The sequence below is a fragment of the Comamonas sp. AG1104 genome (genome assembly GCF_003350425.1).
Taxonomy (GTDB): domain Bacteria; phylum Pseudomonadota; class Gammaproteobacteria; order Burkholderiales; family Burkholderiaceae_C; genus Comamonas; species Comamonas testosteroni.
In genome coordinates, this window is the sequence record NZ_QQAS01000004.1 from 71,551 (window position 1) to 85,848 (window position 14,298).

General features: G+C 62.9%; 13 protein-coding genes. 4 read left to right on the forward strand and 9 right to left on the reverse strand.

All coding sequences use genetic code 11. The annotated features are described in order from the left end of the window. Positions 1 to 33: 33 nt before the first annotated feature. Positions 34 to 1,611, reverse strand: coding sequence for a phosphoethanolamine transferase (locus tag DFO48_RS12225; protein WP_114863561.1), 1,578 nt, complete (start codon positions 1,609 to 1,611; stop codon positions 34 to 36). A gap of 55 nt (positions 1,612 to 1,666) precedes the next feature. After that, the gene (locus tag DFO48_RS12230; protein WP_003059561.1) at positions 1,667 to 2,440 is read right to left on the reverse strand and encodes a ferredoxin--NADP reductase; all 774 of its coding nucleotides are present in this window, start codon (positions 2,438 to 2,440) and stop codon (positions 1,667 to 1,669) included. A 398-nt stretch (positions 2,441 to 2,838) separates the two neighbouring features. Here DFO48_RS12230 and DFO48_RS12235 point away from each other — a divergent pair, with 398 nt between their 5' ends. The 4 genes from DFO48_RS12235 (at position 2,839) to DFO48_RS12250 (ending at position 7,585) form a co-directional block, all read left to right on the forward strand. After that, the gene (locus DFO48_RS12235) at positions 2,839 to 4,041 is read left to right on the forward strand and encodes an ABC transporter substrate-binding protein (RefSeq protein ID WP_114863562.1); all 1,203 of its coding nucleotides are present in this window, start codon (positions 2,839 to 2,841) and stop codon (positions 4,039 to 4,041) included. A 93-nt stretch (positions 4,042 to 4,134) separates the two neighbouring features. Further along, positions 4,135 to 6,060: an ABC transporter permease gene (locus tag DFO48_RS12240; protein ID WP_114863563.1), complete on the forward strand. Its 1,926-nt coding sequence runs from the start codon at positions 4,135 to 4,137 to the stop codon at positions 6,058 to 6,060. After that, positions 6,057 to 6,818, forward strand: a complete 762-nt coding sequence (locus tag DFO48_RS12245) for an ABC transporter ATP-binding protein (RefSeq protein WP_003071724.1) — start codon at positions 6,057 to 6,059, stop codon at positions 6,816 to 6,818. Before DFO48_RS12240 ends, DFO48_RS12245 begins: the two co-directional genes overlap by 4 nt. Further along, positions 6,815 to 7,585 carry an ABC transporter ATP-binding protein gene (locus DFO48_RS12250; RefSeq protein WP_114863564.1) on the forward strand — a complete coding sequence of 257 codons (771 nt, stop codon included), beginning with the start codon at positions 6,815 to 6,817 and terminating at the stop codon, positions 7,583 to 7,585. Before DFO48_RS12245 ends, DFO48_RS12250 begins: the two co-directional genes overlap by 4 nt. Before the next feature lie 10 nt (positions 7,586 to 7,595). Here the strand turns inward: DFO48_RS12250 and DFO48_RS12255 are convergent, their stop codons facing one another. The 7 genes from DFO48_RS12255 to DFO48_RS12285 all read right to left on the reverse strand — a co-directional run bounded on the left by DFO48_RS12255 (position 7,596) and on the right by DFO48_RS12285 (position 14,203). Continuing rightward, positions 7,596 to 8,114 (reverse strand): YiiX/YebB-like N1pC/P60 family cysteine hydrolase, encoded by a 519-nt coding sequence (locus tag DFO48_RS12255; RefSeq protein ID WP_233506388.1) that lies wholly within the window; start codon positions 8,112 to 8,114, stop codon positions 7,596 to 7,598. Between the two features lie 68 nt (positions 8,115 to 8,182). Further along, positions 8,183 to 8,611, reverse strand: coding sequence for a DUF4878 domain-containing protein (locus DFO48_RS12260; protein WP_114863566.1), 429 nt, complete (start codon positions 8,609 to 8,611; stop codon positions 8,183 to 8,185). 82 nt (positions 8,612 to 8,693) lie between these two features. Next, positions 8,694 to 9,551 (reverse strand): SDR family NAD(P)-dependent oxidoreductase, encoded by an 858-nt coding sequence (locus tag DFO48_RS12265; protein WP_114863567.1) that lies wholly within the window; start codon positions 9,549 to 9,551, stop codon positions 8,694 to 8,696. A 71-nt stretch (positions 9,552 to 9,622) separates the two neighbouring features. Beyond that, positions 9,623 to 10,495 carry a CoA ester lyase gene (locus DFO48_RS12270; protein ID WP_114863568.1) on the reverse strand — a complete coding sequence of 291 codons (873 nt, stop codon included), beginning with the start codon at positions 10,493 to 10,495 and terminating at the stop codon, positions 9,623 to 9,625. Positions 10,496 to 10,517: 22 nt separating this feature from the next. Then, positions 10,518 to 11,516, reverse strand: coding sequence for a tripartite tricarboxylate transporter substrate binding protein BugD (locus DFO48_RS12275; RefSeq protein ID WP_114863569.1), 999 nt, complete (start codon positions 11,514 to 11,516; stop codon positions 10,518 to 10,520). A gap of 91 nt (positions 11,517 to 11,607) precedes the next feature. Then, the gene (locus DFO48_RS12280; protein WP_114863570.1) at positions 11,608 to 12,972 is read right to left on the reverse strand and encodes an MmgE/PrpD family protein; all 1,365 of its coding nucleotides are present in this window, start codon (positions 12,970 to 12,972) and stop codon (positions 11,608 to 11,610) included. Positions 12,973 to 13,006: 34 nt separating this feature from the next. Continuing rightward, positions 13,007 to 14,203 carry a CaiB/BaiF CoA-transferase family protein gene (locus DFO48_RS12285; protein ID WP_114863825.1) on the reverse strand — a complete coding sequence of 399 codons (1,197 nt, stop codon included), beginning with the start codon at positions 14,201 to 14,203 and terminating at the stop codon, positions 13,007 to 13,009. Positions 14,204 to 14,298 lie beyond the last annotated feature (95 nt).

Here is a 14,298-nt window from a genome sequence, read left to right on the forward strand (position 1 = left end):
ATAAGCACTGGCAGCTATCAGTAGATGCACAGATTAGTTAGCAAAAGCCAATGACCCGTCAACAGGAGGAGCAATGGGCTGCATATCGGGCAAGGTGTCCAGTGGCACCATGTGGCTCCAGTTAAACACTTGAATCGGCGCACTGCTACTGGGATTTCGCAGATTTTTTGCAGAGTTGATCCAAGGACTTGAGACACCCAGCCAATTTCCGAACAAATGTAAGAAATCAAATCCACTCAAAGGAACTTCAACCTTTTTCGCTTGCTGCTGCTTGGACGAAATGAAGAACAAAGGAGTGTCATAGGCCTCTCTGACTTGAGGCTGCACATAAATATTCTTTGTCGGCAGATGAAAACTATCCATCAGCTTTTCTGTTTCGCTCATCGGAGAGACGCGCAAGGAATGATCACTCACATAGAGGACTTCATAGTCTTCGGAGTACTGGGCCAGTAACTCGGTTAGAGTTTGCATGAACAGATCAAGCTTCTGCAAACTGGTCAGATAGCAGTCAATATGACGACCATGACCGGCATGCAATTTCACAGGCATGTCAGGTACGCGTGAACAGGCATGCGGGTGCGAACCCAGCATGTGAAGAAAGACCATAGAGTCTTGTGGCAACGCTTGTGGCTGCTCAAGTTTGTCGCGCAAGTAATTCAGCAAAGCGAAATCATCTTTCGCAGGCTCAATGACAGGCACTTTGTCCAGAAACCGGTGCTGGTCCGCCTGATGAGCCATTCGCGCCACGTTGGAATCATTCGGTCCCATGCTTCGTTGATTAGAAACCCAAAGTGTTGAATAGCCTGCTGCTTTGGCCAGCGCCACCACGTTGCGGTTCAGATCAAACTCACCATCGGACGAGCGGGAATGAGTCAGGGTCCGGCTCAAACTGGCTACCGTATTGGGCGCAGGCGAGTAGTAATGAGTAAATGCCGTCACCTTAGGCGAAGCCGCAAGAAAAGGCGTCGTGGCCCAAGGGCTGCCCATAAGCGACAAATACCGCTTGCTGACACTTTCCCCCACCACCAGAACCTTCAAGCTGCGGTTGTGCTTGACTTCCTGAATTTCCCAATCCACCGATTTCAGAATTTCGCCAACCACCGGCTTTTCTTTGAGGTATTTTTTATAGGCTACGACGCAGTGGTACGCGAACAATCCAAAAACATTGACTATCAGAAGAAAAACCCAGAGGCTTTTCTTGAAAACAAGCGACTTATCGTACGGCTTTTCAAGCAGCACAAATCGATGCACAAAAAGCAAAATAATCGTTAGAGCCGAGAGCAGGCAATCTCTCCAATTAAGGTTGGAGAGGAACTCCAGACTTTCACTGTCATTCGTCTCCAAAGCCGAGGCCACCAGACTCATGTTCGGTGCGCCGTAATCGATACCAACACCCAAAGCCATAAACAAAGCAAAGCACAGAGCTATGAGAAAGACTGCTGTGCATTCCCACCTTCTGCGTAGGCTGTAAAAAAACAAGGCTCCGGTCGACAGCGTAAAAAATACGCTTCTTGCGACGTCACCCGCATCTTCGAGATGCCCGTATCCAAGACCATAAACCAGCAAGCATGCAATAGCCGCCGAAATAATTATTTTTGTTGATTGCAGCATTAAAAATAAAAAAGCCTGCGAATCCGCAGGCTTGCATTAGTCGCGTTACAGACTGTTATTTTTCCACAAATGCGCGTTCGATGACGAAGTCACCTGGCGTTGTGGTGTTGCCTTCCTTGAAACCACGCTTTTCCAGCAGTTCCTTGAGTTCAGACAACATGGCGGGGCTGCCGCACAGCATGACGCGATCGGTCTCGGGATTCAGATCGGGCAGACCCAGGTTTTGCGGGAAAGTGCCGTTGTTGATCTGGGCCGAGATACGGCCCTGATTGCGGAAGGGCTCGCGTGTCACCGTGGGGTAGTAATGCAGCTTGCCCTTGACGATATCGCCGAGGAATTCATGCTCGGGCAGTTCCTTCTCGAACAACTCCTGATAGGCCAACTCCTGCACTTGACGCACGCCATGTACCACGACCACGTTGTCGAAACGCTCATAGGTCTCGGGGTCGCGCGCCACGGCCAGCCAGGGAGCCAGGCCGGTGCCAGTGCCGATCAGATACAGATTCTTGCCGGGCAGCAGATAGTCGATCAGCAGCGTGCCTGTGGGCTTCTTGCCCACGATGATGGTGTCACCCACCTGGATGTTCTGCAGCTTGGAAGTCAAAGGGCCCTCGGGTACCTTGATGGACAGGAACTCCAGATGCTCCTCATAGTTGGGGCTGGCGATGGAGTAGGCGCGCAGCAGGTTCTTGCCATCCACCTTCAGGCCGATCATGGTGAAGTGGCCGTTGGAAAAGCGCAGCGATGTGTCGCGGGTGGTGGTGAAGGAGAAAAGACGGTCGGTCCAATGGTGGACGGACAGCACGCGTTCTTCAAGAAAAGCACTCATGATTCGTCTGAAATAAAAACTCTAAGCAGAAAACCTGCGCGGCAAATGCTGGGCGGTGGCGGGGCACTGCAGGTCAGGGCTGCTAGCGCGTTGGCTGCCGGTTGCCAAGCGGGACAAGACCTATATTGTCCGGCAATTGCACAGAAACGGGGGAATCACCCATCAATGTCTTGAGATCGAATAGTGATAAGCAGAATGAAGCGCTCAGATACCGCCCGAACGCCGAAAAACTGGCTCACCCTTCTTGACTCAGGGAAAACGCTGCTCTAGGATCACCCCTCACGCGCTTGGAACAAGCGCTTTATTTGTCTATATAAATGCTCAAATTGAGCATTAGTGATTGCAACGACCCTGCGCTTCAAGCCATGGTCGCCCACCTAGCACCAAGGAGAATGACGATGCAGCTGCGCTGGTCCCTGCCCCTGCTGACACTGGCCGCCCTGCCCGCCTGGGCACAGGGCGTGATCAAGATTGGCGAAATCAACAGCTACAAGGCTCAACCCGCGTTTCTGGAGCCCTACAAAAAGGGCATGGAACTGGCGGTGGAGCAGGTCAATGCCGCAGGCGGCATTGCCGGCAAGAAGCTGCAGCTCATCGTGCGCGACGACAACGCCACGCCGGGCGATGCCGTGCGTGCCGCCGAAGAGCTCTACACGCGCGAAAAAATCGATGTGCTCACGGGCAGCTTTCTCTCGCACGTGGGCTTGGCACTGACCGATTACGCCAAGCAGAAAAAGCGCTTCTTCCTCGCCTCCGAGCCGCTGACCGACAAGATCGTCTGGGCCGACGGCAATCATTACACCTACCGTCTACGCGGCTCCACCTATATGCAGACCGCCATGCTGGTGGAGGAGGCGCTCAAGCTCAAGAAGAAGCGCTGGGCCATCGTCTACCCCAACTACGAATACGGCCAGTCCGCCGTTGCCACCTTCAAGACACTGATGAAGGCCAAGCAGCCCGATATCGAGTTTGTGGCCGAGCAGGCACCTGCACTGGGCAAGATCGACGCCGGCTCCGTGGTGCAGGCACTCGCTGACGCCAAGCCCGATGCCATCTTCAACGTGCTGTTCGCCACCGACCTCGGCAAGTTCGTGCGCGAAGGCAATACACGCGGCCTGTTCAATGGCCGTGAAGTCGTAGGGCTGCTGACCGCAGAGCCCGAATACCTGGACCCGCTCAAGAAAGAAGCGCCTATCGGCTGGACCGTGACCGGCTATCCCTGGTATTCCATCAACACCCCCGAACACGCAGCCTTCCTCAAGGCCTATCAGGCCAGGTTCAAGGACTACCCGCGCCTGGGCACCATCGTGGGCTACAACGCCATCCAGTCGATTGCTGCGGGCCTGCGCAAGACCAAGGGCGACCCCGACACCGAGAAACTGATTGCGGCCTTCAAGGGCCTGGAAGTCGCCACGCCCTTCGGCCCCATCACCTACCGGACACAGGACAACCAGTCCACGATGGGAGCCTATATCGGCAAGACCGCCTATGACGCGAAGCTGGGACGCGGCGTACTGGTCAACTACCACTATGCCGACGGCAAGAACTACCAGCCCACCGACGAGGAAGTGAAGAAGCTGCGCCCCGCGACAGCGAACTGATTTCGCTTCGGCGAAAATGTCGGGCCACCTGCATTCACGCAGGTGGCTTTTCTTATTCACCCACACTATGTCGAGCTTCAGGAGCTAAGCAGCATGAGTGCATCCGGCCTGCTGGCCCAGTTGCTCAACGGACTGGCCAGCGCATCGTCGCTGTTTCTGGTTTCGGTCGGGCTGTCGCTGATCTTCGGTGTCACCCGCACCATCAACTTCGCCCATGGCTCGTTCTACATGCTGGGCGCCTTCATCGCCTACAGCAGCGTGGACCTGCTCTCGCCCCATATTGGTTTCTGGCCCGCGCTGCTGCTGGCTCCGCTGGCCTGCGGCGCACTGGGGGCGCTGACCGAGACACTGCTTCTGCGCCGCATCTACAAGGCGCCCGAGCTGTTCCAGTTGCTGGCCACGTTTGCGCTGGTGCTGGTCATCAAGGATGCGGCGCTGTGGCTGTGGGGCCCCGAGGAACTGTTCGGCCCGCGTGCCGCAGGGCTTGAAGGCTCGGTGGAGATTCTGGGCCGCCAGTTCCCCACCTACGATCTGTTCTTGATAGCTGTCGGCCCTTGCGTCCTCCTGGGCCTCACGCTTCTATTGACCAGGACCCGCTTTGGCACCCTGGTGCGTGCCGCCACACAGGACCGCGAAATGGTGGGTGCCCTGGGCGTCAACCAGGCCTGGCTGTTCACCGCCGTCTTCGCACTGGGCACGCTGCTGGCAGGCCTTGGCGGCGCGCTGCAGCTGCCGCGTGAGCCCGCCAGTCTGGAGATGGACATGCTCACCATTGGCGCCGCGTTTGTGGTGGTCGTGGTCGGCGGCATGGGCAGCATACCGGGGGCCTTCATTGCCGCGTTGCTGGTGGCGGAGCTCAAGGCCGTCTGCGTCTGGCTGGGCGTGCAGGAGATCGCGGGTCTTGAGCTGTCGTTCTCCAAGCTCACGCTGGTGGTGGAGTTCCTGGTCATGGCCGTGGTGCTGATCTGGCGACCCTGGGGCCTGTTGGGCAAGCCACAGGCGCTGGCACGCAGCGCTGGCGAGCCCGAGCAACCTCTGCACCGCACAGGCCGTGGCGCATCGGCCGCCTGGCTGTGCCTGCTGACCCTTCTGGTGCTGCTGCCGCTGATGGCCAGCAGCGCCGAAGGCGGCAGCTACGCCACCGTGCTGCTGGCCGACATCTTTGTCGCCGCACTGTTCGCGAGCAGTCTGCACTTCATACTCGGGCCCGGCGGCATGCACTCCTTCGGTCATGCGGCCTACTTTGGCCTCGGTGCCTACGGTGCAGCACTGCTGGTGCGTACGCTGAATCTGCCCATGGAAGCCGCACTGCTGCTCGGCCCCCTGGCCGCCGCTGCGGGCGCCCTGCTCTATGGCTGGTTCTGCGTGCGGCTGTCAGGCGTCTACCTGACCATGCTGACGCTGGCGTTTGCGCAGATCAGCTGGGCCATCGTCTTTCAGTGGGATGACTTCACGGGCGGCAGCAACGGCCTGACTGGCGTATGGCCCCCCGAATGGGCATCACAGGGTCCGGCGTTCTACTGGCTGGCTCTGGGCATCTGCGCACTAGGCATCTATCTGCTGCGCCGCCTGCTGTTTTCGCCGCTGGGCTACGCGCTGCGCGCATCGCGCGACTCGGCTCTGCGGGCCGATGCGATCGGCATCGACGTGCGCCGCATTCAGTGGACGGCGTTCGTGATCGCCGGGCTGTTTGCCGGTCTGGCCGGAGCGCTGTTTGCCTTCAGCAAGGGCGGCGTGGCACCCGACGCCATGTCGGTCACCAAATCGGTGGATGCACTGGTCATGGTGCTGCTGGGCGGCGTGCAGACGCTGGCCGGCCCCATGGTGGGCGCAGCAGCCTTTACCTGGCTGCACGACACCGTGGCGCGCAACACCGAATACTGGCGCGCGCTGATGGGGGCGACCATGCTGATTCTGGTGCTGCTGGCACCGCAGGGCATTGCAGGCTATGCGCAACTGCTGTGGTCGCGCACATGTGGCAAGGTATGCGGCAAGGACAAAGCAGGAGCCAGGACATGAACCTGCTGCAAGTACAGAACCTCAGCAAGGCCTTTGGCGGCGTGAAAGCCGTGCAACAGGTTTCATTCGACCTGCAGGCGGGCGAGCTGCTGGCCCTGATCGGCCCCAACGGCGCGGGCAAGAGCACTACCTTCAACATGGTCGGCGGCCAGTTAGCGCCCGATAGCGGCCAGGTGCTGCTGAACGGCCAGCCCATCACGGGCCTGCCGCCACGCGCCATCTGGCGCAAGGGTGTGGGACGCACCTTTCAGATTGCACAGACTTTTGCCTCGCTCAGCGTGGCGGAAAACGTGCAGATGGCTCTGCTGTCGGCCGATTGCAGGATCTTCAGCTGGTGGCCGCGTGCCGCCAGCCACCGCCGTGCCGACGCACTGGCCCTGCTGGAGCAGGTGGGCATGGCCGCTCAGGCCGATCGCCCCTGCAGCGCTCTGGCCTATGGCGATGTGAAACGAGTGGAGCTGGCCATGGCGCTGGCCCATGACCCGCAATTGCTGCTCATGGACGAACCCACGGCCGGCATGGCCCCGGGTGAGCGTGTGGCTCTGATGCAGCTGACGCGCCGGATTGCGCAGCAACGCCGCATGGGCGTGCTGTTTACCGAGCACAGCATGGATGTGGTTTTCGGTCAGGCGGACCGTGTGGCCGTGCTGGTGCGCGGCCAGTTGCTGGCCGAAGGTACGCCGCAAGCCATTCGCGACGACGCGCGCGTGCAGCAGGCCTACCTCGGTACCGGCCTTGTTCTTGAAAAACAGCAATGAATCAAATGCATAGCAACCAGCACTTGATGGATAAGGGCAAGAGCCCCAAATTGCTTGAAGTCCAGAACCTCAACGCCTGGTATGGCGCGGCCCATATCCTGCATGAGGTATCGCTGAACGTGGGGCGCGGCGAGGTCGTGGCACTGATGGGGCGCAATGGCGCAGGCAAGTCCACCACGCTCAAAAGCATTGCCGCCCTGGTGCCGCGCCGCGAGGGCAGTATTCGCTTCATGGGAGAGGCGATAGAGAAAAAAGCCTCGCACCAGATCGCACAGCGCGGCCTGGGCTATGTGCCCGAGGACCGCCGCATCTTTACCGAACTGACGGTGCTGGAAAACCTCGAGGTCGGCAAGCAAAAGCCACGCCGCTGGCCCGACGGCCAGGCAGTGCCGCACTGGACACCCGAAAAGCTGTTCGCACTTTTCCCCAACCTGGGCGAGATGCCCGAGCGCCTTGGCGGGCGCATGAGCGGTGGCGAGCAGCAGATGCTGAGCGTGGCCCGCACGCTGATGGGCCAGCCCTGTCTGGTGCTGCTGGACGAGCCCTCCGAGGGGGTTGCTCCGCTGATCGTCGAGCAGATGGCGCGCACGATTCTGGAGCTGAAGGCACAGGGCATTGGCATCTTGCTCAGCGAGCAGAACCTGCCGTTTGCCGAGGTCGTGGCCGACCGGGCCTATGTGCTGGAAAAAGGTCAGATCGTGCACGCGGCCAGCATGGCCGAGCTGGCGGGCGACAAGGCGACACGCCAGCAATATCTGGGCGTTTGAAAGCCGAGGTTCAGCGCGTCGGCAGCAAGGGCGTCAGCGCGCGCAGCCGGCTGGAGCGCAACAGGCTGCTCGGCAGCAGATAACGGCCGCCCAGAATCGGCAGTTCCACCTCGGTAAATACCACCTCGAGATCCGCTCCACTTTGCAGCCAGGCCTGCCAGACCAGCGTGGTGCAATAGATGCCCTTGCCCGAGCCCAGCAGCTGAAACGGCTGGCCCTGCTGGGCCATGGCCCAGGCCACGGCCCGCTCACGCGTGCCGGGGTCGGAAGCGACCTGATACAGGCGATAGGCCTGAGCGCGCTGAGCGTCCAGAAAAAAGTCCAGCGAATCCAGCACCACGGCATCCGCCTGACCAGGGCGCTCGGACGGCGTGGCATGCAACACCTGCCACTGACCGGGCCGCCCCACCAGCATGCCCACATGGCTGAAGTCACCATGGTCCACGGCTTGCACCAGGTGGCTGACGTTCTCCGTCCCACGACGAAAGATCAGATCGCCGGGCGCAGCCTGAGGCGGCAATGGCAGCATTGCAAAAGCGAGGCCCGCGGAGCAGGTCGACACCGCGATCACAGCGGCCGATGCCAGCCGCGCAAGCATCACAGCAACACTTTCCAGACACCTTCTTCCTGGACCAGATTGATGCGCTCGCGGCGGGTGCTGCCATCGCGATAGCTGACCAGCACCCTGAGCTTGATGACCTGCTCTTCCTCGGAAACTGTTCTTTCCACCACTTCCACCTTGGCCAGGCCGCCCTTGGAGTCGATCATTCCCTTGGCGCCTGCCAGCATGCGGCGCAGCTTGTGCTCAAAACTCGCCAGCTGCTTCCTGGAAATATTGCGTGCCGAGATCAGGGTAATGCAGGCGTCGAAATCGCCAGCCGCCATCAGCGCGTAAAAGCGCTGGATCAGCACATCCTGACTTTGTTCAGGGGTAGTCGTGGCACAGGCCGACAGCCCCAGAGCCAGAGGCAGCGAGAAGGAAAGATACAGACAGCAGCGGCGGGAAAGGGAGACAGAAGCAGACACGGACCGGGTACAGCAAAAACAAGGAAGGCCGCAGTGTAGTCGCCACAACGGCCCTGCCCTTGCCTGCAGTCAGTGCACCGGCTTATTCGACCACCACCGGACTGAACTCCGGTGGTGCGCCGAAATAGGCGCGCGGAGACGGCGGCTGCGCGCCATCAATGTCCTGCACGCCGTACTGGCTGGCCAGTTCGGCCGTGTAGAACACGCCGCCGGAGCGCTTTTCCAGGCAGTCGGCATCGCCATGCAAGGCCAGCACCACCCGGCCTATGAATTGCGGCGTTTCGGCGCTGTCGAAGCTGTCGCCGTACTTGTCGGGTTCGGCCGCGCAGACACGTTCGGAGCGTTCGGTCCTGACCAGTCCAGGCCAGAGCGAAACCACGCTTACGCCGGCAGGCCTGAAATCGTGGGCCATGTCGAAGCTCATCTTGTCCGAGCCGGCTTTGCCCGCGCCATAGGCCGGCCCATGCATATAGCAGCGGCTGCCTGCCGACGAGATATTGACCACCAGGCCGCGAGCCGCGATCAGCAGCCCCGCCGCGCAATGGCTGGCCACGTAGGTGGAGCGCAGCCCCACATCGAGCAGCCCGGTCATCTCCAGCGGCTTTTGCCAGAACGGGCCAGGCACGGTCAGCGGATCGGGAATCGCAATTGCACAGTTGACCAGAATGTCGAGCCGGCCATGCTCGCGGCGTACGCGCTCGAACAGCGCCGCCACCTGGACATCATCGCCATGATCACAGGCCACGGCAATGCCGTTGCCGCCGGCAGCCGTCACATCGGCGGCCGTCCTGCCCACCGTGCCGGGCAAGGGCGAGTCGCCCTCCTTCACGCTGCGCCCGGTGACATAGACGGTGGCCCCCGACGCGCCCAGCGCCAGCGCCACCCCCCGGCCCACGCCACGGCTGCCCCCCGTCACCACACATACCAAAGCCTGGTTCATGCTCTTTCCTTTGTGTCTTGAAGCAGCATGAATCTGGAGCAAACCACGGCGCCCGGCAACGTCCGATAAGACTATGTATTGCGATGCATGCGCTGCAGGGCCCAGGCGTGGCGGGCCAGTGTCTGCTGCGCCAGATGGAGCACGGGCGCATCGACCATGCGGCCGTCCAGAACGCAGACACCGCCGCCGGCCTCGGCCAGTGCCTGGCACAGGCGCTGCGCCTGGGTCACTGCAGCGGGGTCGGGGTCGAAGACAGCGTGCAGCGGCTGCACCTGGGTCGGGTGAATGCACAGCTTGCCGCCAAAGCCCATGCGCCGCGCGCGTGCCGCGTCATGGGCCAGCCGCTCGGGGTTGCGTGTGTCTACTGTCACGCCGTCCACGGCCGCGCCGATGCCTGCACGGCGCGAGGCCAGGACCAGGGCCATGCGCATGGGCAGGAGTTCTTCCTCGCCCTGCTCGCAGGCCATGCCCGCATCGACCTGGAAGTCCAGGTGGCCGAAGGCCAGCCGCACCACCTGGGGCGCGGCGGCCAGGGCGTCGGCCGCGTCCAGGCCGGCCACACTCTCGATCAGAGGTAGCAAGGCCGCCTGCGCCCCCGCAGCCTGCGCCACTGCATGCAGGGTCTGGGCACGCTCAGCCTTGGAAACCACTGCACCGGCCACGCCCATCTCCACCAATTGCGCCAGCGCACGCAGGTCCTCGGCATGCCAGGGTGTGCCTTCCGCGTTGATGCGCACCAGCAGGCGTGCGCGCTGCGCGGCTTCCAGCGCTTCCACGGCCTGGGCCAGCATCTGGCGCGCGCCCTCCTTGTCGGCCGGGGCCACGGCGTCCTCCCAGTCGGCGATCACCATGTCGGCACCGCTGCCCATGGCCTTGCCCAGGCGCTCGGGCCGCGTGGCGGGGACGAAGAGAAAGGAAGTGGCCTGTCGCGCCAGATCGTGCATGCGTATGTCCTTGCGGGAGTGCTTATTCGGCCGAGACGCCTGCGGCCTTGATGACCTTGTCCCAGCGCGCCACCTCGGCCTGCAGGTGGGTGCGCAGGCCTTCCGGCGTGGCCTTGTCGGGCGTGACCAGGTCGGAGCTGAGTTCGGCGATGCGCTTTTTGACGTTCTCGTCCTTGATGGCCACGTTCAGCGCCTTGTTGATGGCCATGACCACCTCCCTTGGCGTGCCCTTGGGCGCGTACATGCCGTGCCAGACCTTGACGTCAAAGCCCTTCAGGCCCTGCTCGTCCAGCGTCGGAATGCTGGGCAGGGACGACAGACGCTTGGGCGTGGTCACGCCGAAGACCTTGGCGCGCTGGCCGTCCTTGATCACGGGCACGGTCTGGGTGGTCTGGTCACACAGCAGGTCCACCTGGCCGCCCATGAGATCGTTCATGGCAGGGCCTGCACCCTTGTAGGGTACTGTGGTGAGCTTGACGCCCGCCTGGTGCATGAACAGCATGCCGCACAGTTGGGAGACGGCGCCGATGCCGGCATTGGCCAGCGAGACCTTGTCCTGGTTCTTCCTCACGTAGTCCAGCAACTCGGCGAAGTTGCCGGCCGGGAAGTCCTTTCGCGACAGCAGGGTCATGGGCACGTCCAGCACCTGGCCGATGTACTCGAAGTCCTTGAGCGGGTCATAGGGCAGCTTCTTGTACAGCGCGGGTGCCGTGGCCATGCCCATGTGGTGGATGAGGATGGTGTAGCCGTCCGCCTTGGCCTTGGCTACGCGGGCCGGTGCGATGGTGCCGCCCGCTCCCACGGTGTTTTCCACCAGCACGCTCTGGCCTAGCACCTGCCCCATGGGAATGGCCAGCAGGCGCGCCACCACGTCGGTAGGTCCACCCGCACTGTAGGGAACGACAAGGACAACCGGCTTCTCCGGCCAGGAACTGGCTTGGGCGCCGGCGCATGCCGCCAGTGCGCAGGCGGCAGCCGCTGCGTGAACAAGGCGGCGGCGGAAAGGGTTTGTGCTTTGCATGGTTTGTCTCCTGTGCACTTTGGTGGAAGCGGGAGACGCTCTGGGACGGCGCCTTTCCCGTGGATCCGCCGGCCGGGGCCGGCGGGAAAACTCAGTCCAGCAGGCGCTGCACGCGCGGCCACTGCGCGACCTGCCACAGCCGCTGCACGGCCGCCTTGGCAGGCGCGTCCTGCAGCACCCCGCCGTAGGCGATCAGCCGCAGCGCCTTGGCCGTGATCTCCTCACGCGACAGCGTGTTGCCCGGGTCGCCCTTGGGCTCTTCCACGCGGCCGTGCAGCGTGCGGCCATCGGTGGTGAGCACGGTGACCTTGCCTATCCAGCGGCGCGGGTAGGCGGCATCGACCTCAGGGTCCAGCTCCATGCTCACCTTCTCGCGCAGGGCCACGGTGGTGGCGGCCAGGTATTCGCTGTCGAATTCGTCGAGGCCGGCATGGCCGTGGCGCGCAGCCAGCGCCAGCACGGTTCCCATGGAGAACTTGCTCTGGTGCACGGTGCTTGGACTGACCACGGGGCCCAGCACATCGATGGCGCCCTGGTGCACATGGCAGGTGACCTGTGCCAGATCGACGGGGGTCAGGCTGTGCTGCTGCATGACCTGCAGCAACGCGTCAGCCGCCGGGTGGGTGTGGCGGCAGGAGGCATGCCATTTGAACGAGGTCTCGGCCGTGGCCCAACGCATGCCCAGGCCATCCGTGAGACGCGTGGGATCGGCATCCGTTGACATGCCTGCAGCCAGTCCCTGCGGCCCCGTGAAGATGTCCTGCGCGCCCGTGAAGCCGTCCTGCGCCAGGAAGGCGGCCGTCAGTCCCGCCGAGGCGGCATGCGCCGTGTGCAGCTGCTTGCTGTCGGCGCCTGTGCGCAGAAACTCCCACAGCCCGGCCGACTGCGTGCCGGCCGAGCCGAAGGCATGCTGCATCTGCTCGGGCGTCAGCTTGAGCAGGCGGCCCACGGCGGCAGCCGCTGCCAGCGTGCCGGCAGTGGCCGTGGTGTGGAAGATACGGTAGTGGCTGCGGCCCAGAAACTCGCCCACGCGGATGCCGACCTCGTAGCCGGCCACGCAGGCGGCCATGAGCTCGGTGCCGCTGGCGCCGATGCTCTGGGCCACGGCCAGCGCGGGCGGGAAGACCACAGCGGCGGGATGGAACACCGAGCCGTTGTGCACATCGTCCTGCTCGGTCACATGCGAGGCCGCGGCATTGGCCTGGGCCGCCATCATGGGCGAGGTGGTGACGGCACTGCCCAGAATCTCGCAAGGCCCCTGCGCCGGCCCCTGGGACAGCGCGAAGCGCGTAATGCTCTGCACGGGGCGCGCGCCCTGGCCCGCCATCACCGAACCGAACCAGTCCACCCAAAGATCTTCGGCGCGGCGCTGCACCTCCTGCGGAATGTCCTCCCAGCGCAGCGTGGCGGCGAACCGCGCCAGCGGATGGATGCTCACCTGGGTCTCATTCTTCATGGGGTCACTCCCGCGCATACAGTGCGCACAGTTATCACAGAGTCGCTTCTTCGGCGTAAAGAGCACGGATGCGCTCGGTCGACCAGCCCAGCTCGGCGAGGATGGCCTCGCTGTGCTCACCTACGGCGGGCACGGCCTCCATGCGGTAGTCAAAGGCACTGTTGGCACCGGGGGGGAGCAGGGCCTGCACGGGGCCGGCCGGTGTGTCCACGCTGCGCCAGCGCTGGCGCGCGGCCAGTTGCGGATGGGCCCACAGGCCGGCCATGTCGTTGACTCGCGCATTGGCAATGCCGGCCGCATCCAGCCGCTGCACCACCTGGGCAGCATCCAGCGCGTTGAACACATCCAGGATCAGCGCTCGCAGCTCCTCACGGTTGGCGTTGCGCTGCGCATTGCTGTCAAAGCGCGCATCGCCAGCCAGAGCAGGCTGCAGCAGCACCTGCTCGCAAAAGAGCTTCCATTCGCGCTCGTTCTGCAGGCCCAGCATCACCGTGCCGCCGTCACCGGCCTCGAAGGGCCCGTAGGGATAGATGCTGGCGTGCGAGGCGCCCGTGCGCGGCGGTGGCGGCGCACCGTCGAAGGCGTAGTACATGGGATAACCCATCCACTCGCCCAGCGCCTCCAGCATGGAGACATCGATATGGCTGCCCTCGCCCGTGCGCCCGCGCAGCAGCAGGGCCGACAGGATATTGGTGTACGCATACATGCCGGCGGCGATATCCGCCACCGAGATGCCGGCCTTGGACGGCACCTCGGGCGTGCCCGTGACCGAGAGAAACCCCGCCTCGCTCTGGATCAGCAGGTCATAGGCCTTCTTGTCGCGGTAGGGGCCGTCTGCGCCGTAGCCGCTGATGTCGCAGACGATGAGCTTGGGGTTACGAGCCTTCAGCACCTCCCAGGACAGCCCCATGCGTGCGGCAGCGCCGGGCGCCAGGTTCTGCACCAGCACGTCGGCGCCTTCGAGCAGTTGCATCAGCGCCTCCAGCGCATCGGGCCGCTTGAGATCGAGCGCCAGGCTTTGCTTGCTGCGATTGATCCAGGTGAAGTGCGAGGATTGGCCGTTGACGCGCTGGTCATAGCCGCGCGCGAAATCGCCGCTTCCAGGACGCTCCACCTTGATCACGCGCGCGCCCAGATCGGCGAGCTGGCGGGTGCAGAAAGGCGCGGCCACCGCATGTTCCAGCGAGACGACGGTGATGCCGTCGAGGGGTCGAAGACTATGCTTTTTCATCTTGGAAATCCATTGCACTTTGGCGAAACTCACGAACCGAACAACTGGCGCGCTCAAAGCCAGGGACAGCAAGCAGGGGCCTTGGCGGCCCCGCC